The 21,571-nt window shown below is 37.4% G+C and carries 16 protein-coding genes and 2 pseudogenes; all 18 read right to left on the bottom strand.

The features are described 5' to 3' along the window. Positions 1-129: 129 nt before the first annotated feature. The 18 genes and pseudogenes from IEY67_RS06000 to IEY67_RS05915 all read right to left on the bottom strand — a co-directional run bounded on the left by IEY67_RS06000 (position 130) and on the right by IEY67_RS05915 (position 21,490). The gene (locus IEY67_RS06000) at positions 130-567 is read right to left on the bottom strand and encodes an HU family DNA-binding protein (protein WP_183669178.1); all 438 of its coding nucleotides are present in this window, start codon (positions 565-567) and stop codon (positions 130-132) included. Between the two features lie 163 nt (positions 568-730). After that, entirely contained in the window at positions 731-2,287 is a 1,557-nt protein-coding gene (locus tag IEY67_RS05995; protein WP_183669180.1) for a DUF4221 family protein, read from the bottom strand. Next, positions 2,284-3,486: a DUF4934 domain-containing protein gene (locus IEY67_RS05990; protein WP_183669182.1), complete on the bottom strand. Its 1,203-nt coding sequence runs from the start codon at positions 3,484-3,486 to the stop codon at positions 2,284-2,286. Before IEY67_RS05990 ends, IEY67_RS05995 begins: the two co-directional genes overlap by 4 nt. Positions 3,487-3,719: 233 nt before the next feature. Further along, positions 3,720-4,055: pseudogene (locus IEY67_RS05985) on the bottom strand (S26 family signal peptidase); the annotation flags it as partial. Then, a complete protein-coding gene (locus IEY67_RS05980; RefSeq protein WP_183669184.1) occupies positions 4,056-6,074 on the bottom strand; it encodes a discoidin domain-containing protein in 2,019 nt (672 codons plus the stop codon). 100 nt (positions 6,075-6,174) lie between these two features. Further along, the gene (locus IEY67_RS05975) at positions 6,175-7,212 is read right to left on the bottom strand and encodes a hypothetical protein (RefSeq protein ID WP_122356972.1); all 1,038 of its coding nucleotides are present in this window, start codon (positions 7,210-7,212) and stop codon (positions 6,175-6,177) included. Positions 7,213-7,341: 129 nt separating this feature from the next. Further along, entirely contained in the window at positions 7,342-7,662 is a 321-nt protein-coding gene (locus IEY67_RS05970) for an NVEALA domain-containing protein (protein WP_122356970.1), read from the bottom strand. A 201-nt stretch (positions 7,663-7,863) separates the two neighbouring features. Then, positions 7,864-8,073: pseudogene (locus IEY67_RS05965) on the bottom strand (DUF1573 domain-containing protein); the annotation flags it as partial. 118 nt (positions 8,074-8,191) lie between these two features. Next, positions 8,192-9,304, bottom strand: coding sequence for a BF3164 family lipoprotein (locus IEY67_RS05960; RefSeq protein WP_183669186.1), 1,113 nt, complete (start codon positions 9,302-9,304; stop codon positions 8,192-8,194). Between the two features lie 431 nt (positions 9,305-9,735). Beyond that, on the bottom strand, positions 9,736-11,577 hold the full coding sequence (locus IEY67_RS05955; RefSeq protein WP_183669188.1) for an O-antigen ligase family protein: 1,842 nt from the start codon (positions 11,575-11,577) through the stop codon (positions 9,736-9,738). Continuing rightward, positions 11,574-13,496, bottom strand: coding sequence for a discoidin domain-containing protein (locus IEY67_RS05950; protein WP_183669190.1), 1,923 nt, complete (start codon positions 13,494-13,496; stop codon positions 11,574-11,576). The genes IEY67_RS05955 and IEY67_RS05950 overlap by 4 nt, the downstream gene beginning before the upstream one ends. 10 nt (positions 13,497-13,506) lie before the next feature. Then, complete coding sequence (gene lepB / locus IEY67_RS05945) at positions 13,507-14,376, bottom strand: signal peptidase I (protein ID WP_183669192.1); 870 nt, start codon at positions 14,374-14,376, stop codon at positions 13,507-13,509. A 28-nt stretch (positions 14,377-14,404) separates the two neighbouring features. Then, a complete protein-coding gene (locus tag IEY67_RS05940; protein WP_183669194.1) occupies positions 14,405-16,348 on the bottom strand; it encodes a transglutaminase-like domain-containing protein in 1,944 nt (647 codons plus the stop codon). Positions 16,349-16,372: 24 nt separating this feature from the next. Beyond that, the gene (locus IEY67_RS05935) at positions 16,373-17,884 is read right to left on the bottom strand and encodes a transglutaminase-like domain-containing protein (protein ID WP_183669197.1); all 1,512 of its coding nucleotides are present in this window, start codon (positions 17,882-17,884) and stop codon (positions 16,373-16,375) included. Positions 17,885-17,890: 6 nt separating this feature from the next. Continuing rightward, on the bottom strand, positions 17,891-18,913 hold the full coding sequence (locus tag IEY67_RS05930) for a hypothetical protein (protein ID WP_183669199.1): 1,023 nt from the start codon (positions 18,911-18,913) through the stop codon (positions 17,891-17,893). Positions 18,914-18,943: 30 nt separating this feature from the next. Then, entirely contained in the window at positions 18,944-20,065 is a 1,122-nt protein-coding gene (locus IEY67_RS05925) for a 6-bladed beta-propeller (RefSeq protein ID WP_122376130.1), read from the bottom strand. A gap of 84 nt (positions 20,066-20,149) precedes the next feature. Further along, entirely contained in the window at positions 20,150-20,401 is a 252-nt protein-coding gene (locus IEY67_RS05920; RefSeq protein ID WP_122376131.1) for an NVEALA domain-containing protein, read from the bottom strand. A 207-nt stretch (positions 20,402-20,608) separates the two neighbouring features. Continuing rightward, positions 20,609-21,490, bottom strand: a complete 882-nt coding sequence (locus tag IEY67_RS05915; protein WP_183669201.1) for a DUF1573 domain-containing protein — start codon at positions 21,488-21,490, stop codon at positions 20,609-20,611. Positions 21,491-21,571: the final 81 nt, after the last annotated feature.

The raw sequence follows: 21,571 nt of genomic DNA, 5'->3' as shown, positions 1-21,571 counted from the left end.
ATGAATAAGTGTATACAAATGTAAATAAAATATCCGGATAAAGTGCTCAAAATGAACATAAAAAGAGAGTATGCCGGGATTTTTTGGCATACTCTCTTTTAGATTGTTTAATTTACCGTGTCGACTGCTTTATTCAATTTCCGGTCTGTCGCTGTTACCTCCGTTGTTTTTTACAACCGTTTCTCCTTTTTTCTCAAAGCCAGCGTCTTTGCGGGCTTTACGCAGGGTAGTACCCGGGCTGAAAACGATTCTCGGAATTTTGATCATATTGGTTTGAAATTCATCTTCCGTGGCAGAACCTGTCGAACCTACCCCATAGCGGAAATTTCCAAATTCGCCGAACTGTACCCGTCTTCCGGCAGCCAGGTGTTTTCTTATCAGGTAGTTCATACGGTCGATGACTCCTTTCACTTGGTTGGAGGGGATACCGGCTTCACTAATCTCACCCAATAACTCTTCAAACCCGACCAGATCGGAATAAACAGGTTGTGCATATAGCTTTACCGGAGTTTGATTTTTATCATTCCCTAAATTTTTGCGCTCAACTAAACGATACTTTACTGACATAATCTTACATTTTTTAGTGTTAATAGAATTACTTTGCTTGTTTTCGAAAACATTACAAATGTAACCCCTCTCCAAAACGCTAAAACGGTTTATCAGGGAATAGATAGGAATAAGAAGGATTAAAGAGGAATAGCATCTATCGGTAACACCTCAATAACATGATTTATTCGTTATTCTCACATGAGTTGACTTTATTTTTATGATTCTCCAGGTAGTTGTCAATAAGAAAAGGTACATGGAAAGCAAAAGTGATATTGGGATAAATCTGTTTGATTAAGTGGCCTATCCTGAGCGCTTCTTTACGAAAATTCTCATTATCGGTAGTTGTTGCTATCTCAGATATATTGTAACTTATAACATTTCCTGTACTATCACTTTCTAAAACAACATATACATATCCTTCAATCTTGTTTTCTAATTCATATTCAGGATATATCATATTCTCTTTTATAAAGTTACCGATTTTCTCAGAAGTCATTACAGGAGCCTTTCCCGGTTTAGTTGATACCTTTTTGGGGGTTTGGCTGTTTTTGTTTTTAACAGCAGTTTCCTGGGGGAGAATATTCGCTTGCGATGGACTGGGCACTTTGTAAATGTTGGAGTTTGTTAGTTCTGCATAACTGAAATAGTCTTCATCCAGACCTTTCATGAAAACGAATATTAGCCCGTTAGGTGCTATATTGAATACGGGATAAGTATTGGACGGTAATTTTATTTCATTGATTTTCTCAAACTGCGAATTTATGATAGCAAGAAATGTCTCTTTGTTATTAAATGCCGATTTGTCGTTACTTTTATCTGTATGTATGCGGTAATAAAGATTTCTATACTCGTCGTATTGCATATTATGAAAAAACAGCGAATGTAAATAGTGGTCAAATACCCTTTCCATATTGGCGTTTTTGTCTAAGCTTTCAGATAAATTGGGGGTATAATCACTTTTTATATTATATTCATAGGTCTGTTTATTTATACGATCGTATATATATACATATGATGAGTTTGCAAAATTGTATATTATACTATCCCCTTTGCTTAGTATCTGGGCAGTCGCTAATTTCCCATAATACTTATTTGTTACGGTAGAAGGAAAATACGCAGGAAGTAAATTCACAGTCTCTTTTTCTATATCTATTGTCGCAATACAGGATTTATCCTTTAGTGCCAACGGATCTGTTATATTGATGGGTATTATTAATTCATTGTATTTTTTATCGAATATGAGATTTTCAAAATTGGATAATGTAATACTTGTAGGGAAAAAAGAATATATGTTTTGATCGATGAGGTTGTTTAATTTGTCTTTGGATATTTTCCTGATGATTTCTCCCCGATGATTCATTAGTATATAGTTCGTTTCATTTTGAATGAAAATGGAATCACCGCAAACACAAAAGGCCTCTATGTTTGTTATTCCATTTGCCCCTTCACGGTCTATCTTTAATTGGTTAATGAGTTGTTTCGCCGATAGATCGAATATATCGATGCAATGTTGTAATTTATTGAAACAATAGAAGTTATTTCCATAAACTCTGTTTCTTAGTGTAGTATATGTTTGAAGACAACTGTCTCCGATCGACATCTTTACTGTATCGATCGAATAATCTTGATTGAAGGAAATTGTCTTGTGATCTTTACATGAATTGAAAGAAATGATTGCTATCAATACTATAGTCCAATTAAACAAATAAAGATCAGTTCTTCTTTTTTGGGGTATCATAAGGTAACTTTTCTGTATTTTACTAACATTATTACAGGATTTGAATCCTCTTGCAGTTCCGCTGCAATGTCTTTCAATTTCCCTTTCAATTGTCCTTTTGCATAAGCCTCAATAAGTTCATGGGGTTCCATTTTTTGCCAAAATGCGATTTCACTGTTAGTGGTTTCCTGCATTGTAAAATTCACAAGGCCTTTTTCAGGAAAATCTTTATTGAGCATAATATATTCAAATAATGTATTTTCTTTTTTGTCATATACCAACTGCGTTTTCGGGAATCCTTCATTTCTTAAAAAATTAGCTTCCATTGTTATTGTTTCCATGAAATGGTAGCGATCGGTAAAAATGCAGGGTAAGAGGAATACGGCAGGTTTCATGGATTGTATGGACGGTGTCCTTGCCATAAAAGGGGATAAACTATAATCTTGTGAGATTCTGAATATCGTATCGGAAGAAGGTTCCATAAGAAGCCAACCATCGTGATAAGGGATGATAGGATAAGGGCGAGGTGCAGCTCCTGTATTTCCTGCATGGTTGGTTATTCCCCATTCTATTTTCTTTTCAAAATAGATTCGAAAATCTTTGACAACATTTCCATTTTGTTTGGATATAAGCACAAATAGTTGATTATCTGTGTCTTTACCTTTCTGGGCAGATGGCGATTCTCTGGCGATCAAAAAATCTGAGTTATAATTACTTGCATTGATCCATTTAACTTTGTCTCTATGGATGTTTCTTAAAAAATTTCCATATAAATCATATACTAATACGTTTCTGATTACTTCGTCAACATATATTTCACCTTTATCCTCATCCAAGAAAACACTTAGGTTAAATATGTATTCTTCAGAGCCTTGGCCCTTACGGTTGAACTTTCTCAAACCTTTGCCGTTTCTGTCAAAGATAAAAATGTCACCATCGTTGATGACGTTCTTCACTAATATAATTTCTTTGCCTATAGCTTGTACAACGCCTTGGCAAAGAAATTCGTCTGTAGACTCTAACGGAATATATTCTACATCCATAATATCCTGAAGAATTAACTCCTTCAGGGGGTATTTCTTACTGACATCAACCGTGATGAAAGTGTCCTGTGTAGCAACTGTGCTGGTGTTATTATTGGAGCTGTTCGATTTTTTATTACCTCCGCACCCTGTTGCTATTATCAGGAATATAGCTAAAATTACGTCAACTCTTTTCATCTAAATCTAACTGTTTGCTATATTAAAATCAGATCATCGGTGTAAATGTATTCATTATTTATACGTTTTGAAAATATTTCTTTGAAATAAATCTGACTTATTCTAGTTCATAAATCAACCGTAAAGTGCTGTTTTCCATCTGGGAACCAATGAATCCCCGGTGCGGAAAATCTTTGTAACCGCCGCATAATGATATTTTTCTTTTCAGGATTGCTTTTTTCATTGTTTTAGATTTAATGAATGACTTTTAAAAAACGATTCCACCGAAATTTATCAGTATATGGATCGACCGATTTCCAAATAATCCAGGCTTTCCCTACAATATATTCTTCGGGCAGTAATCCCCAGTAACGTGAATCCATGTTGCCGAGAGGCATTTGTACGCCTTCCACATGAAAGAATCCGTTTCGGATGGATAAGGTATCTCCCGGTATTCCGACACACCGTTTGATGTAATATTTGAGTATATGCATTTCAATTTTATCCCAACTGTTTGGATGTGGAAAATTGAAAACCAGAATATCATTGCGTTTTATCCTTTTAAAACCGGGAATGCGATAAATTTCTGATTACCACCAATATATCCTCCCGTTTTTATAGGTGAAAATTCTTTCTGTAAAATACGGATCTGCCGGTTTGTCGGATTTTATGAGATACAATGCCTCGGATGGAATGTTCTTGAAAGTGATGCTTTCCCCATTGCCTTTGACTGTTTTTTCCTCTATCCACTTGTTGTCCCAATAATACAAAGTGTAGTTTGTCCGGTTATCCACCTGTATTCCCGACTTGGGAATAATTGATATGGCAGTTATTTCCGTTTCTTTGCCCAAATCGAATGTAAGTATCTTCTCTTTAGGGGTATCTTTATCGAAAGAACCCAGAAAGCCGGTTCCGGATAAACCATCTACGATTTTATAAAGTTCTTTTACTGAATCCTTCGAAACATTTGCGGTTACGCGGATATCCGGTATTTCTTCTGGTCGGTTCTCGTTTTTTTCATAAAACGTAATTTCACTGAGGGCAATGGTCTTTTGCGGCAAAGCCAAACAAATCTTCTGGTACTTTCTTGAGGTATCAAATGTGATATAATTGCAGTAGCTATCTATCGAATCTGTCAATGTACATAAAGTATCCTTCCGTTCTTCACTACCGGATATATAGCATCCGATCCAATGGGCACCGGCAAGTGTGTGGGTGAGACCGGTACTTAAAGGAGTTATCGTGTTGACCGTGATCTCTTCTTTTTTATGTCGGTTGGGAGTAACCTGTTTGCATTTATCGTTTTTATCAAGAATAAAAGGTGGAGCGGCAGGTATGACTTCTCCGTTTTGGTAGAAAGCCGGTAAATACACGATGCCACGTCCCATATTTTTGAAAATGACTTTTTTCTTGTTTATTTTCCCCCATTGAACAGGATGCCAGGTCATTTTCAGGGCGTTGTAGACACATAAATAACAATAACAGGTATTCTCGGGAATGTTTTCCGACAAGTCTATCGTTACGTCAGACGTTTGGAAGTATTCGGTAGAGACATCTCGTATCCAAGGGTTTTTGAATAAATTAGGAATGTTGTTCGGCTTTTCGTTCTTGTCTGCCATCGGTCCGGTCAGATAGTATTCGTATGATTTTCGGAACACTTTCGGCAGCCTGAACTTCGATGCTTTCAGATCGATAAAATCACTGTTGCCGTACAGTTTGTTGTACTTCCATCTGTCTTCATCCCAGAACGGTTCGAAGGGATGAGTTTTTCCATCAACAATTAATGCGTTCCAGCTATGTCCTTCCGAGCGGTTTCCCCACATTGGTACAAAGTCAATGGCGACAGCCATTCCCAAAGCAGACATGAGGTGCGCGTTGAATTGGGTTTGCATATCGCATATTCCTCTTTTGATCTGTTCATATCCCGCGATATTGCATATCGGCATGGAAGCCGCATAACCGGCACTATTCATTATATCGCTATACAAAAAGTGCAACGAATCGGTTACCTCCCTGAAATCTTTTGACACATCGTCGAATATCCCATGATGGCGGTCATAAAAAGTCTTTCGGTTATTATCGAGACAGAATTTGTCACTGAATCGGTAGGGTAGGATATATTTGCAAAACTCCTCAAAAGGGGCGTTTTTTGTATAAACATTTTCTTTCCAAGCCTTGAATGCCAAATTTATTTCTTTGATCAACCAATCCGCTTTAACCGTTTGGGCATCTTGTATGTTGGGATACTTATATAAATTGATTTTCACTCTTTCTTCATTCCACAATTCATTGATCTCTTTCCTCCAGTCATTCGGTCGTTTCCAATCGTATTTTTGGGAAATGGCCACATGCTTTTGGTAAACCGGTTGTAAGAGAGGGATAATGGAAGGATCATATCCCGTGTGTCCGGTCATATTCATAATCAGGAAGCGGGCGGCAGCCTGTTTCAAAGAATCACCGGCATAATATGAGAGTACTTTCTCCAACTCTCCTCGGTTGTTCCCAGCAAACGCCAAGGCTTGTTCCAGGCGTAGGTCATCTGGAGAGGTACAGGCTGTCAGGAAAAAAGACAGGATGAGGATTGTTTGTAGAAATAGTGAGTATTTCATTTGATTATTATAAATTTAATTCATTTAAATCAATATAGTACACTTCATCCGTATCATGATTTTGTGTGTAAAGTCTATTCTATATTGAAGCAAATTTTTGTTATAAGAAATCTAACTTGTATGCCAATATTTGATCGTTTTCGTCTATACCATACAGGGTCTTATTTTTTTCATTGATACAGCAGTAGGATACATTGGCATTTAAACGAACTTTATATTTAAAATTTCCATCCCAATCATACACATTCAGTATGGTTTTTGCAGCTTCGTCTTTTCTTAATCCCCAAATCAAAGAGTCTGTGGCAAAAGCCTCGTAATGTATTTGATTTTTTTGTTCTATTGCTAAAAGAGAATTTAACCCATTGTCCGATAAACCTAATTTTGTTTTCTTCTTCGTGTTTAGATCGATAATAACAATGGCATCCATATAGGTATAAAACAAAGCTATTTTATCTTTGTGACAGGGGCGAATGGCCGGATAGGCACTGTAAATTAAACGATTCTCTAAAGATATATCTTTCAAATCGTTGATGTAAATTGTGTCATATACTTCGTTGGAATGGTAATTCCATTTTACATAGAAAGGGTTGGGATTCTCTTTTATGGTTTGAGACCGAATCGGGTCTTTGGTCAGTAGAAAAACAGAATCGCTTAATTCGAATACGGCATTGGATTCTTCAAATAGGGCTTTTGATTTGCCGGAAACAAAATTGACTTTTCGCTCAAATACTACCCTATTGTTTTGTACGGACTTATTAATATCCAGTAAACCCATAAAATTAGGAAAAGATTGTATCCAAATAAAAGAGTGGTTATTTTGTTGATAATACTGGTTGAAACGTGTGAATAAGACGATTTCGTCCGGTCCATTTCCTTTGCTTAAAATATTATCGGACAACTTGCGTCCTTCCAAATCGAAAATCCTTAAGATTTTACTTTCATGTCGTTGGACAAAAACTAAAAAGCTATCCAGTGAAACGATGCCGGTTGGATTTAACAGATCAATCGGTAATATTTGGGGCGATACCTCATATTCCGTCATCTCTTCTTTTACGTATTTTATATCGAAAGAATTACTTTGTTGCTTTTTACATCCCATCAATGCAAAGCAGAATAACAAACAAAATGCATATTTCATAATCGTTAATTTTCTCTATTGTTTCAATATCATCTAAAAAGTTATTATACCATAACTTCTTAGATGATAAAGGTTAATATGTGGTGTTATTAATCACAAATACCATTATTGGCACAAATGTTACCAGTATTAAATGTATTGGTAACATTTACCAACCAGTGTTATACCCCAAGCTGGTTTTTGTGAAGTAGCTGCACCACAGGGATATTTTACGGATTCGTCAGTTGAATATTGACTACATGTTAAATAGATATTACTATCATATCCACTAAAAGCAGTATAACAAGTTTTTTCTACTATAGGTCCCCATCCTTCTTCGTTAGCCAGTGCTTCCACATTGGCTAGTGCTAAATTTGACATTTCAATTTTATTTTCATTCTGCTGGTAGTTCCAGCTTGCTGTAATTGCGAGTGCAGCTATGAGTGTTGCGCCAAAAAATTTCTTGTTCATCTTATTTATAAATTTATTTCGTTATTTTTCATTGCAGGTAATTCTCTATCTTTGTCAACCTTATTCGGATTTAGATAGTCGAATGATATCTGTATCATTCTGTTTTGCCGGTTATATTACCATCATACACCTCCTTTTCGGGGTCTCCGGGAGTTTGCTTGTACAATTTTGCCGTCGTGCAGCAAACTCCCACTTGCTCGATCACCGAACATTCCCCTTAATTTTTACTTTGACAGTTTGATTGTTCATGCTGTTGTACCTGACTGTCACGACTTCATCGAAGAAACCTATATCCTTCGGTGTCATCTTGATTCTCACGCGGAGAGTTTCTCCGGATTTTGCAGGCCGTTTCTCATAAGTGGCTGCCGTGCATCCGCAGATGGTACTTACGTCCACGATTACGAGGGGATTGCTGTTTCAGATACCATATTTTTAATTATATGATCGGATTCTCGCTTTTCCCTTCGGTAGCGAGAATGTAGTTGTCTCTTCGTTACTGTCTATGTTACTTGAAAAAGTAGGATTTTCTCTAATGAAAGATAATATCTTCTGAGTCTAAATAATACACTTCGTCATTATTCAGATTTATTGTATATAATCGTTTTCTTACTGGATCTAGCCATACACGATAGAAAGAGCGATCAGTTGTAAGTTTATAAAGGAGTTTACCGTTCCAGTCAAATACATGTATCATATTAAACTTCGGAAGTTCAACGCCAAGATGGTCATTCCATGGTTTTCTCCCCCAATAAGTTGCATAAATATAGTTGTCATCTGCATGTACACAATTATAAAACACATCCATGGACTCCATATTCGTTTCCAAAAGAGAAAAATCAGGACTGTTTTTCATTCTGTATCCTGTAAGGTTTCCTGTAGGAATGTCTAAGATATTTATTTGCGGAAGGTGTTTCATAACCTGGACAATCTTAGAGCCATCAGGTTTCACTGCATCCCATGTATAAAAAAAGAAGTTTACAGAATTTCTCTCGTTTACATTATTGTTTTGTACAGACTTTGTTTTGTAAATGGGATAATCCTGTATTAACTTGTTCGTGGAAATCGTACGTTTTTCATAATATGGAGTAGCAGCTTCGTTCGCGTTCAAATATTCAGCAGGTTTATAGGCAAAAAGTATATCATCTGATTGATAAAATTCGAAGAATATGCGATCATTGTTATATGGGACAATTGCATCATATACTGTCGTGCCTTTTTCTATAGATTGGCTGATATTCCATAAAAATAATTTACCTTCATTAGAGGCATAAAGTAAAGTCATTATATCATTTCCTTTTTTAAATAATTGCATTATACAACCGACGGATATTACCTCATTGTCGCCCCGCCCTTTGTTACAGAAGGTTCCAATTTCTTCCCCTGTATCCACATTGAAAATCTTAAAGAAATGATTTTGATAACTAGGACTCCAACAAATCAATAGTGAATCATATACAGCTATCATGCCGGTATTATTCCCATTCAATGTGAGAATTTTACTCTTGACTACTTTTGTTGTTGTACTGTTTTCTTCAAAATATTGAATATCTCCATTAAAATATTTCTTGTCACAATTATTGGAATTACAACAAATAAATAGACTAAGAAATACAACCGAAATGATAATGTTAATTGTTCTCATGTTAATATCATAATTTATGAAGCATTATTTGCCTACTTTTATTCAGCTCAGATGTTTGAATAATATTAGTATCCATTGGATACCACCATCATTCTGATTGTTGATTTTAAGTGATTTTGATATACCTCCTTTCTTTTATAGAAATACACTTCTCACGTGCAAAATATTTAGAAAAGAGTATTTTTTTGTAATATTTTAATTGATCTGTTTTTATTTCTTAATAATAAACTATCGGCAACGGGGGGCTTTAAGTCATTACATTCAATCAGATAAGCTCCGACTAGCGTTTTTCCATTGTATGGGTTACCATTCTTTTGCACTGAAAACGTATAGATAGCAATAACGTGTATTCTTTTGAAATAAATACCTGTCATTGAAATAGAACCACTTAGAGGTTTAGGATATCAAATGATTATCCTAAATTTTTAAATTTATAAGGAGTTATTATGATCTGAGATAATATGGTTATTATATTCATCTATTAACTTAGTTACTTCCGTTCTCATTTCGCGGATTGCTGTGCTCTCCACTTTCGGCTCTTTTGTCAGTACGGCATCAGCCGCTTTGATAAACTTATCTTCCTGAAAAAAAGTCGTTTCCGAGTATAGTTTAGTCAACAGATAATAGGGATAGATCCGTTCCGGCAGTATTTCTATTGCATGTAGCAATAAATTTTCTGCTTTCTGATAATTTCCCAGGTCCTGTTCATTTTTTGCCGCCATATAATGTATCATTGGATCACCACTCAGTTTCATCGCCCGTTCCAACAAACGGTTCGCCTCAGCAAACCGCTCCGTCTTACTCAAGCATTGCGCTGCTTCAAACAGTAGTTCCGGCTTATGTCCCATCAGCGGTACCAATTCTTCATACCCGTCCGCCGCCGCTTCATAAGCTTTGCTATTATATAACATCTTCAATGTATTCCATTTCTTATATCCCTGGTAATAGCCTTTCTGCTGCCAGAAAATCCATCCGCAACATACCGCCATCCCCCCGATTACGGCGACTGAAAGTATCTTTCTCCCCTCTCGAGAGGGGGTAGGGGGTGTGTCAGTGACAACAACGGAGCTATCGATAATCCCCATCAACACCACCAACACCACCCAGAACTCCGGTAGCTGCAACGGATAAGACGCCAGGCTGAATACCATCAACGCCAATATCCCTCCTGCCGCTCCTGCCTGCCTGTTTTTCACCCCCTGGAACAAGGAATAGCCTAACAACAATACAAAAACCATTAAACCCACCAACCCTTGTTCCAAACCAATTTGTAAGAATTCATTAAATCCATATTCCGGACAGCCTGCGACCATCATCTCAGTTTCCGAGGCTTTCCCGGAGGCAAAATACTGCGCCTGTGTTTCTGCATAAGCAGCTGGAAAACCTCCCAGTCCGGTTCCGGTCCAGGGTTGTTCCATTATAGCTTGTCCAGTTATTTTCCATAAAAGTAGCCGGCCATTGGCTGAATCTTTCTTTAGAAGAAAAATACCCGTCAATGCACCGGCTACAGAAATTAGTACCAAAACAGATGATATTATAGTTAAGGTTTGGAATTCATAAATGTATGTTTTTGTTTTTTTCCATCCGATCTGTTGTACCCAGTACACCCATGCACATGACATGGCGGCAGCGATCCAGGCTGTCCGGCTCATTCCGGCAGGCAATACTACGATGATTGCCAGCAAGGTAATCCATGCCAGATAATACAGATACATTTTTGTTTGCCGTAAGATCATCCACAGGCAAACCGGCAATACGATTGCGAGATATCCTGAATAGGGTCCCGGATTATAGAAATCCCCGGTCAGCCTGAACAGGGAATGGTTAGAGCCTTCAAAGCCATGCAACTGCCGCATCCCCAAAACAGCTTCGACCAATCCGGTTACAACGATCGTTGTCAGAAAAAACAATCGTAGTTGAGGCCATCCGGTAAATATAAATCGCAACAGAAACCACAGTACGACCAGTTGTCCTCCGAACAACATTTTCTCCGGTTCCGGATTCAGTTGCCAGTTATAAGTGAGCGCAACGATAGTTGCCAAAACAAGCACTAATCCGTCTGCCTTTGAAAAAGCAAACAGTTTCCCCGGTCTTGTCAGCACGGCAGCCAGCAGGCTGCATGTCGCCAGAAATAACATCGACAGATGAAACCAAAGAATTTTCCCTGTGACCACCCCGTTAGCCAGTCCTGTGTCTGTGGCAAAAACGGTGCACAGCAGAAAAATTCCGCTGATAACAAGTAATGAGTAACTTATATATTGTCTGTATTTCATAAATCAACCGTAAAATACAGTTTCCCCTCTTTATAAATAAAAACCTGTTCTTCCCGTCCTTTGGTCCGGTCGCGCAGCCATAACAACGCATTGTCCGGAACACGGTATTCCAGTTCCCAGCCGGTAGCGGTTTGAATCCCGAGCGATTTCCACCCGTTTACTCCGTCCTGATAGAAGAGCTCGTATTCATCTCCCGGCCAGACATAATTGTCATCGTTGCGTGGTGAGAAAACGACTTTTCCAATCGTTGTCGTTTTTCCCAGATCATATGTGATAAAACAAGAAGTATCTCTTGCCTGAAAATAGCTGAGTATATCTCCGTCTGTTATGTGATCCAATGCCTGTACAGGTTCTATGTCGTTCATTCGTTTTAATGGAATCTGTTCTTTGCATAAGGAATCCTTGAAAACAGAAAGTTCACTGAGTTCCATTCGTTTTCCCGATGGAGCAATATATTTTATGTATCTGTATTTCTTGTTAATATCCGGAGGTGTCAGTTTGTAATAATTGTAATCCAGTGTATCATTGAACTGATATACCAGATCCGGTTGGGTAAAAGAAAGATCTGTACTCACTTCTATTTTCGACCCGATAATGGCCCGATAAAGAAATTCGGCAATAGTTGGCATAAGCGACATTTTTCTTTTCAGTATAACTTTTTTCATGGAAATCGTATCCGGTTTTAGCAAATAAGCTGTTTCATTCTTATAAATAAACGGATAACCAGCCGCCCGGTGGTTTTGCCCGTCCGAGATCAAAGGCTGGTAAATAACATCCGGTTCCAGGTTGTGGAAAGTCACGCTTCCTTTGTGATTGAGTGCCATATCGACCGGAATCCAGCCGCCCGGACTGAAAACTCCCAGGTAAATAAATTCATCATAACCTGCCTGTACGGAAAGGTTTACTTCATTCTCCCCGAAATAATTAGCTGTCACATCCTTGATATAGCGGTTTCTGAACAGAGCAGGGACTTTTTCATCTCTTGTGATTCCGGTGAAAGGTTCTTCCTGCATACCGAAACAGTAACGATAGACTTTCCCTTTCTTTCTGCCGTCTGTCCCCGGATTCGTTCGGGAAGCTTCGAACTCATTGAAACCGAACTGTATAAACTTTCCGGTCGTATCGCGTAAGGTAGTCCAGAAATGGGGGTGCTGATATTCGGGTGAATAAACGAAATATTCACTTGCAACCGGAATGCCGCAGGCTCGCATGGCATAAAGCGTAACATCACAAGCCTCCCGGCAGAAACCGACACGGTGATAGAATAAAAAGTCTGCACTCTGATGGGGGATACTAAAATCCGTATTCCACCGATAATAGACCCTTTTCAAATCTTTATCTACGGCTTTGCAGGCTTCTATCACATCGTCGCCCTGATAGGATGAATCGAGTATAGCTGTATAATAGTCATGATACAATTTCCGCCACGATGACAACGGCTCATCCCCGATACGGTAGGGGAGGATCAGTTCGCAGAAATCATCGAAGCCCAGGTCCCGGTTCCACGGATACCTTTTCCACACATCGAAGGCCAGGTCGATATTTTCGATCAGGTAATCGGCTGTGATCACTTTGGCGTCATATACTTTCGGCAGTGAATAGAAAGAAACCCGTTGCCATTTTGCTATTACCTCTTTAGGAACGGTTTCTCCTTTTTCTTTTTGTATCAACACCGGCTTGATGGAATCCAGCTGCCAACCTTCATATCCATACCATCTAGGCATATTGCGAATCAGGAAACGGGCAGCTTCCAGTTTCTCCGTGTTATCTTTATAATGGTTCAAAACTGTCTCCAATTCTCCCCGGTTGTCTCCGGCAAAGGCAAGTGCTTGTTCCAGGCGTTTTTCTTCCGGCGAACTGCATGCCATAAGACAAACTGCTAATAGTATGTTTATTCCTGTTATAAATGCTTTTTTCATTGTTTTAGATTTAATGAATGACTTTAAAAAAACGATTCCATCGAAATTTATCAGTATATGGATCGACCGATTTCCAGATGATCCAGGCTTTTCCAACAATATATTCTTCGGGCAGTAATCCCCAATAACGTGAATCCTGTGAGTTCATGCCTTTGTCGCCTGCCATAAAATAGTAGTTTTTCCGGAAACGGTAACCATTAATCGGAGTCCCGTTAAGAAGAACCGTAGAATTTTTGTATTGAAGACTACCCTGTTGTTCCCATTCGATCAGTTTTTTATATAACCGGAAGTTTGTATGATCTAAAGTAACGGAATCATCTTTTGCTGGTATATAGAGCGGTCCGAAATCCTTGATGTTCCAGCCTATGATACTGTCGAATGGGAAACTCCGGAATATGCCGTCTTGAAATTTTTCAGTCGCTGCTATTCTTTTTTGTGAATCCATGTTGCCGAGAGGCATTTGTACGCCTTCCACATGAAAGAATCCGTTTCGGATGGATAAGGTATCTCCCGGTATTCCGACACACCGTTTGATGTAATATTTGAGTATATGCATTTCAATTTTATCCCAACTGTTGGGATGCGGAAAATTGAAAACCAGAATATCATTGCGTTTTATCTTTTTTAAACCGGGAATGCGATAAATTTCTGTTTGTTCATTTCTCATGGAGGCGAACAGATTGAATATGCGAGGTCCAACAGTTGGTTTCCAAACAAGTATATTGTCTCCTGTGATTAATCCAGGTTCCATCGAATCGCTGGGGATTTTGAAAGAGGCTAATATGAATACCTGTACAATAAACCACAAGGCAACTGTCATACATAGCCAAAAGACAATGTCAATGATTTTATTGATCAGTTTATGTGTTTGCTTTTTCATATTCGTTTGAATAAATTATGACTAATTTTTACCACCAAACTTGTTTTCCATTCTCATACGTAAATATCCGTTCCTCTTTTCCTCTGGTATAATTGCGTAGCCAGTATAAAGTACCTTGAGGGATCTGTTTATATATTAATAATTCATCCTGCTCTGCCGTTTGTTTTCCGGCAGAGGCCCATGCTCCCGATTCATCTATATAGAAAAGTTCATAGGTATTGTTTTTTCGTATTCCGTTATCATCATTCCGGATGATATAACGTATTTTGTTGATATGTGCCGGCTTTGATAACGCCAGACCAGCCCAACTCATGCTGTCGCGTGTGTGGAAGAAGGTGAGAGGGTCTCCGTCGAATACATTATATTTGGTCGCATGCGGGTTGTAGATGCTGGTGTTGTCTGTTCCGATAATTTCCCCTTTAAGTATTTCCTGACTGTTTGTATCATAAAATTCCAGTTCAGCCATATTTCCTCGTAGATTGGGAGAAGACTGGTATCTGTAATATTTGTAACTCTTTTTAGGATTCACATCGATAGCGGTGTACTTGAAGCTTGGAGCCTCTGTGAACGTATATAAATCTTCCGCTATCCGGAAATCCGCATAATCCGATCCCTGGAATTTGCCACCGACAAATGCCGGAGGTATGGCTTCAAGATGTTTGGGTTCACGGTACTTACGTTCAAGGTACAGGTCTTCTTTTTCTCTCCGGCATTCGAAAAGGGTAACCTTTCCGGTGGAATCGACGATAAAGGGAGAACTTAACGGTTGCATGGAGTTATCCTTATAACTGTTGACCTGATAAATAATATCCGAACCGATATGGTTAAATGTCACTTTTTTATCGGATATCTTTCCCCAGTCTACCGGAAACCACCCCTGCGGATCGAATACGCATAGATAGGCATATTTATTGTGGGTATTTTTTATGGTCAATGGAACGGATACGGTCTGCGGATGAATAGCAGGAAAATGTTCCGTAATATCTTTCATGAAAGGATTTTTGAAAAATGCCGGAAGTTCTTCTTTAGAGGTATTTGTCATCACTAAAGAGTTTTGTTGTACGGAAAATGTCTTTTGATAGACTTTCGGTATGCCATCAAAACGTTTGAGATGATCTCCCGGATGGTGTTCACCTCCGGCAAAATCATAATAGTTTCCATCTTCGCCATATAGAAGGTTGAATGCGTGGCTATTATTGCTATGTCCCCAATGCGGAATACTTCCTGTTGTAACAGGTATCCCCACAGATCGCATGGCATATATTGCCAGGTTGGTATAGTCGCCGCATAAACCAAATTTTATATGAATAAGGCTACTGGGTTTTATGTCTGCAGGTTTAGGGAAATCGGTAAAGACATGGATCGGTAATTTAATCAGTTCATTGTTGATGGAAATACAGGCATTGCGGGCGGTCAATATACTATCCGTTAATAATCCGGAAAAGGCATTATAGTATTCTTCCCTCCATATCTCCGGTAATTCGTTTCCAACCCGGTAGGGGAGTATCCATTCGCAAAACTCATCAAAAGAAAGATGTTTATTCCAGGGTTTTTGCCATACTTGAAAAGCAGCATCTATCTGTGTAATCAGGAAATTTGCATTTATTCGTTGTAAGTCAGCTTGTTGTTTTGCGTAGTTGTGTTGGTATTTGTTATTAGCTCTATAAGTGTTATTTATAGTCTGTTGGTCGTATTCTTCTTGTTCTATCTGGTATGCAGAATCGATAAACTGGTGGAATTTGTCAATTTTATCCCCCTCCAGATAGTATTTTCCCAACATATTCTGTATCAGAAACCTGGCAGCTTCTTCTTTCTGTTTATCCCCTTTATAATGTTGTATCACTTTTTCAAGTTGCTGGCGGTTATTACCTGCTGTTTGTAAGGCTAATTCCAATTGTCTCTTGTTCGTGTTGTCGCATCCCAACAAAAGGAACAGATATAGTATAATAGTTGTAGATAGATAGGATCTCATAGTGCTGTAATCTCCTTCATTGAATTAATAGTTTTTTATACTGTCGTTTTCAATAAAAAATATCCGTTGGTTAACGATCCTTTCCGGTATAGTGAACCATAGTAATGCATTTGCTGGTATTTGATCGTATGTTTGTGTAGTATCAGTTGAACTGACATATTCTAATGGGGTAAACCTGTCTTTCTCTGTATCCCAGAAGTATAGCGTATGTACTTGATCCGGTTTTTTCTTACGTTTATTCAATGTGAATGTTTGTTTATGTTCTTTTAGAGGGATAAATTTACGAATATTTCCGTCTTTATCCGTATAAAAGGGAGTAGTAATATTTCTCAATTTGCTCCCATCCGGTGAATCGGCAACTATGAAGATGTTATCTCCAACAACGTTTTCGAAATAACAAACGGTATCTTTTCTATGTCCGATCGCTATCGGGCACCATTCATAGTGATTGTAAGTACATAAATAGACTTGATTTGATTTTCCTTTTTTTCTGTTGTTTTTGTCGACGGAAACTTTTATCGATGTCGTTTTATCCAGATATTCATTGGTTACATCATAAATTAGAGGACTTTTTAGAGTTGTAACATATCCGTCGTCTTTTCTGTCCATAATAGAAAAGTCCGGATCAAAACGTGAACGATATACTTTAGCAGGTCGTCGATGTCTGACTTCTGAAAAAGAGCGGGCATGTGTATCGGGCTGATCTTCTCCCGGTCCGAAGCTATAAAATTTTCCATTGTCTAAAACTACACACCAGCTATGCCCCAAGTCCATTTTAGTCCAGGTTGTCTGTTCTACTGTGACCGGAATGCCGCAAGCCCGCATTATAAAAGTACCCAGATTGCATAATCCCTCGCATTGGCTGATTCCGGAATGGTAGGTTTCGTCAATGGTCGGATAAAAGGGAAGACCGGTATGTCCATATTTCATAATGCCTTTCAGATGCTCATTAAGTACGATGCATGCCTCAAGAGGGGTTTTTACTTTAGCTGAATCAAGTATGGGAACGAAACGCTCCATAATTTCTTTTCTCAAATGAGAAACCTCTTCACATTGTGCGCGGTAGGGGAGGATATATTTACAGAAATCATTGAATGAAACATTTTTTGCCCATGGTTTTTGCCTGACAGTAAAAGCTAGTTCTATATTGTCAATAAGAAAGCGGCTGTCAAGTGTCGATATATCGTATTTGTTATGCGTTTTGATTTTGTATCCTCTTCTTGTTAATGAGTCACAGTGACTTTTTATGGATTGAAATCCGTCGAAATTTATAATCTCCGGTCGATATTGTTCTTTCCCGGAAGAAGTATAATATTGTTCCTGTGTGAAATGATAGGGCATATTCTCAATCAGGAAACGAGCAGCGGCGAGTTTTGCCGAATCCTTTTCATAATGGCTAAGTACTTTTTCAAGTTCTTGCCGGTTTTCTTTAGCATTATCAAGAGCTTGTTCCAGTTTTTTATCATTCTGTGTATTACAAGCTATTAGAAAAGCTGCTAATAAGATGTTTATACTTTTTGTAAAAAGATTTTTCATGGTTTATTATTCTAAGTCATATTTAATAATATCTTGTCCATCTTTGTTGGATGCTATGGCTAGAATATACTTATCATTTTTATCTACAGCTATTGCCCGTAGATTACGGTTTGCCTGCCAAGTGGCTATATGTTTTCCATTCCATTGGAAAACTGCTATTTTTGAGGGAGCTGTGAAATCAGAAGAACCATCATATAAGCAGTAAACGTATTGGGAGGATCCGCAAATATAGGTAAAGCATTTAGGAGTATTTCTGACATCTATTTCATCCCGGTCAGGATTTACTATAGGGATGACAGGTGTTTCTCCAAATTTAATAGTCGTCTTTAATGTTCCGTCTAATTCGTAAAAAGATACATAATTGGTAAAGCGATAAGCAGAAACAATTGTGTTTTGACTTTCGTTTAGACAAATAGTATTTGTGTATGACAGATTGTCTTTTGGCATTATCTCTTCGATTGAAGGTGATGGATCTACCCAGTAGTAGCCGGAATCTGGATTGAAAAAAAAATAAGAATTTTTATTATATCGACTTACAGGGATGGCATAAATATCTTTAGAGGTGATATTAAAATCACGACAAAACATGTTTTTTAGGTCAAATAGTTTAGATATGTTTATTTTTATATTGCTGTTTTTGTTGTTTAGGGTTATGCTTTTATAATATTGATTGTTGTCGACCAAAAATGTGATCTCTGTATTATTTAAATAGTTATGTGTTTCTTTTGTGAATAAAGGCATCCATAACTTATCTTTTTCAGAACTTCTACACAAACTTCCATAAGGATAAGATATGTTACCTTGTTTGTATACCCTAAGTACGGTATCTGATCTTTCGTCAAGAAATAAGTAAAAATTATTCATTATTTTTAAATCATAAAAATAACAAGACTCATCTTTTGAAAATTGAATTTTACCGTTTAGTTGTTTATCTGTTTTTATAGGTATGCTATAATCTTTGATGTTCATTTTATCTTGACATGAAAATGTCATAAATAAAAATGAGTAAAATAGTAATATATATTTCATATGAATAGTGTTTATTTAAGTATGTAATTTTTATTTGAACTTTAATAGGCAAATTATTGGATTGTCATCTTCTTTTATTTTTTCAACGACAGGCTTTAATTCTGATGGATAACTGTTGTATGTTGTTAATATGCTGGATTGTATCATGAATACAAAATAGTTGTCATATGTGCCTTTGACTTGGCTTAGTCCGTGTAAATTAGTGTATCTTGCGAAATCAGAACCTTTTAGTTTAAAAGATTCTCCATTTTTTTTATTATAAAAACCGATATATGCATTTAGACCTTGTGCATAATATACAACACAAATATAGTCATCTGTTTCTTTTATTGTTTGTGCAGATATATATTCTGTTTTGGATATTGTTCCATAATAATTTTTTTCAGCCTCTCTTTTTAACCATTCCATTGATGCGAATTTTTGTTTGCCAAAATCTAATTCATAAACTGGGGTTATTTTTTGAGGAGTTATTTTATAGATTGTTGGAATGAAAGGTAAATTTAGAAAACTATTTTGGTTGAATGTGTAAAAAAAAGATCCGGCAACCATTAAGTACTCAGGTTTAAAATCCGTAGGATATAATAAATTGATAGTGTTTAAATTAGAATCTGTTATTTTTACATAATGTGGATCCCTTTTACCTGAATCATAACAATTTTCTTTTGCCCAAGCTATATTTCCATCTGACAACCAGCTACAATTAGAAAAATAGAATGCTTTTAGACTATTTATGTATTGATAATTATTCAAGTCGTAATATAAAAGTTTGCTTAGACCTACATCTGCAATAGTGATAATTTGTTTTTCTTTGTCAATATTGAAGTTTGAAGGTGCTACATATTCTCCAGGTCCATTTCCTAAATTGCCAATTTGGGTGATGAATTTACCGGATATATCAAATACTAATAATTTACTTCTTTTGTCATCAATAATATATATTTTGTTATCAACAATTTTTATTTCTCTGATTTCACTGAATAAGCAACTATCATTTGTTTCCAATGGAATGAACTTGTATGTAAGAGTGTTGAATATATTTGGATTAACATCTTCATTAAATACAAGTTTTTTAATATCATTTATTGGTTCTTGTTTAGAACATGAGTATAATAATATTATTGATAATGAGAGCACAATATATTTCATTGTCATAAGAATGAATTTGAGTTTATAAAATGAAAATGTAATATAATAAGAGTGTGTCAAAAAGCCTGACACACCCTTATGGAATTGGTCTTATTTAGTACAAATACTGCTGCCACCTGGATCGCAATCTATTTCAACATGTACATCACCGCCAGATATTGATCCGCCAGGGTGTACACGGACTATGTATCGATTACCGCCTGGTAATAATTCACCTTGAGCTAATGCTTCCGTATTAGCCAGTGCCAAGTCTGACAGTTCCACTTCGTTCTGACTTTGGCTGAAGTTCCAGCCTGCTGCTGCTATCGCTGCTATAGCAATGACACCAAATAACTTTTTCATATTCGTATCTGTTTAATTGTTTATTTAAATCATTATTTAATCAGGCTATTTTCTATCTTTGCTTACTCTATTCGGATTAGATAGCCGAATGTTACCTGTAGCATTCTGTTTTGTCGGTTATATTACCATCATACACCTCCTTTTCGGGGTCTCCGGGAGTTTGCTTGTACATTCTTGTCGGGATGCAGCAAACTCCCATTTGTTCGATCACCGAACATTCCCCTTTATCTTTGCTTTGACAGGTTGGTTGTTAATACTATTGTACTTGATCGTAACGACTTCATCGAAGAATCCTGTATCTTTCGGTGTCATCTTAATTCCTACCCGAAGAGATTCTCCGGGGTTTGTGGGGCGTTTGTCATAAGTGGCTGCCGTGCAGCCGCAAGTGGTACTTACGTCCACTATCACAAGGGGATTGTCCCCAATGTTTCTTACTTCTATGGTTGTTTCCTTTACTTCCGATTTTCCAAAAGTACCGAAGTCGATTTCTGTCTGTGTTGCTTCGGCTGTTATTTTTGGGATATTTTTGTTCGGATTGTCTTTGCCGGTGATCTGTTTCAGATATAGGTCTTTCACCGCCGTGTTGTGTACCGGATTTCCTAATACAGCCACTTTATTGTCTTTATCCAACAGAAATGTCTGGAAGGTCATATTTGCCGGGAACTTGTTCAATTTATTCAGTTGATCCTCTAAGTCGATGTAGATCGGACGGTCGAAGCCGTCTCGTTTCAACAGATAGCGTATTTCTTTCGTATCTTTGGGATGGAAGAAGAAAAGGAAAGGCACTTTTCCCTGTGTGGCCGAATCGGTATACTCGATCAGTTCCTTCCATTTATGCAGTTGTAATTTGCAGCTGGTACAACCAATGGAATCTACATATATTAATACCTTATAATCTGATTCCGGAATTTGGAAATCCGTAGTATCTGTCAGATAACGGATGAAGATCAGGTTTTCAGGGAACAGTATTTGCTTCCCTTGCCATTCGCTGACCAGATGTGCAATCTTATTTTCCTTCTCTTTCTGTTCGTAGTGACAGGAGAAGAAGGTGGTTGCTATTAATAATATGTAAAGATAAAAGGTTTTCATACCGTTTATTATATCATAAATTCTATGATCGGATTATCTCTTTTCGCCGCTGTGCCGACGATGGTGCTTGTTTTTTCGTTA

It is taken from the genome of Parabacteroides faecis, assembly GCF_014647375.1.
GTDB lineage: Bacteria > Bacteroidota > Bacteroidia > Bacteroidales > Tannerellaceae > Parabacteroides > Parabacteroides faecis.
The sequence above is the reverse complement of the archived record's forward strand: the minus strand, read 5'-3'. Positions and strand labels throughout refer to the sequence as shown.

Coding starts and splice junctions, on each gene's coding strand:
- IEY67_RS05930 (WP_183669199.1), bottom strand. CDS start 18,913: ATGAAATATATATTACTATTTTACTCATTTTTATTTATGACATTTTCA.
- IEY67_RS05995 (WP_183669180.1), bottom strand. CDS start 2,287: ATGATACCCCAAAAAAGAAGAACTGATCTTTATTTGTTTAATTGGACT.
- IEY67_RS05960 (WP_183669186.1), bottom strand. CDS start 9,304: ATGAGAACAATTAACATTATCATTTCGGTTGTATTTCTTAGTCTATTT.
- IEY67_RS05940 (WP_183669194.1), bottom strand. CDS start 16,348: ATGAGATCCTATCTATCTACAACTATTATACTATATCTGTTCCTTTTG.
- IEY67_RS05975 (WP_122356972.1), bottom strand. CDS start 7,212: ATGAAATATGCATTTTGTTTGTTATTCTGCTTTGCATTGATGGGATGT.
- IEY67_RS05915 (WP_183669201.1), bottom strand. CDS start 21,490: ATGAAAACCTTTTATCTTTACATATTATTAATAGCAACCACCTTCTTC.
- IEY67_RS05920 (WP_122376131.1), bottom strand. CDS start 20,401: ATGAAAAAGTTATTTGGTGTCATTGCTATAGCAGCGATAGCAGCAGCA.
- IEY67_RS05970 (WP_122356970.1), bottom strand. CDS start 7,662: ATGAACAAGAAATTTTTTGGCGCAACACTCATAGCTGCACTCGCAATT.
- IEY67_RS05980 (WP_183669184.1), bottom strand. CDS start 6,074: ATGAAATACTCACTATTTCTACAAACAATCCTCATCCTGTCTTTTTTC.
- IEY67_RS05950 (WP_183669190.1), bottom strand. CDS start 13,496: ATGAAAAAAGCATTTATAACAGGAATAAACATACTATTAGCAGTTTGT.
- IEY67_RS05990 (WP_183669182.1), bottom strand. CDS start 3,486: ATGAAAAGAGTTGACGTAATTTTAGCTATATTCCTGATAATAGCAACA.
- IEY67_RS05955 (WP_183669188.1), bottom strand. CDS start 11,577: ATGAAATACAGACAATATATAAGTTACTCATTACTTGTTATCAGCGGA.
- IEY67_RS05925 (WP_122376130.1), bottom strand. CDS start 20,065: ATGACAATGAAATATATTGTGCTCTCATTATCAATAATATTATTATAC.
- lepB (WP_183669192.1), bottom strand. CDS start 14,376: ATGAAAAAGCAAACACATAAACTGATCAATAAAATCATTGACATTGTC.
- IEY67_RS06000 (WP_183669178.1), bottom strand. CDS start 567: ATGTCAGTAAAGTATCGTTTAGTTGAGCGCAAAAATTTAGGGAATGAT.
- IEY67_RS05935 (WP_183669197.1), bottom strand. CDS start 17,884: ATGAAAAATCTTTTTACAAAAAGTATAAACATCTTATTAGCAGCTTTT.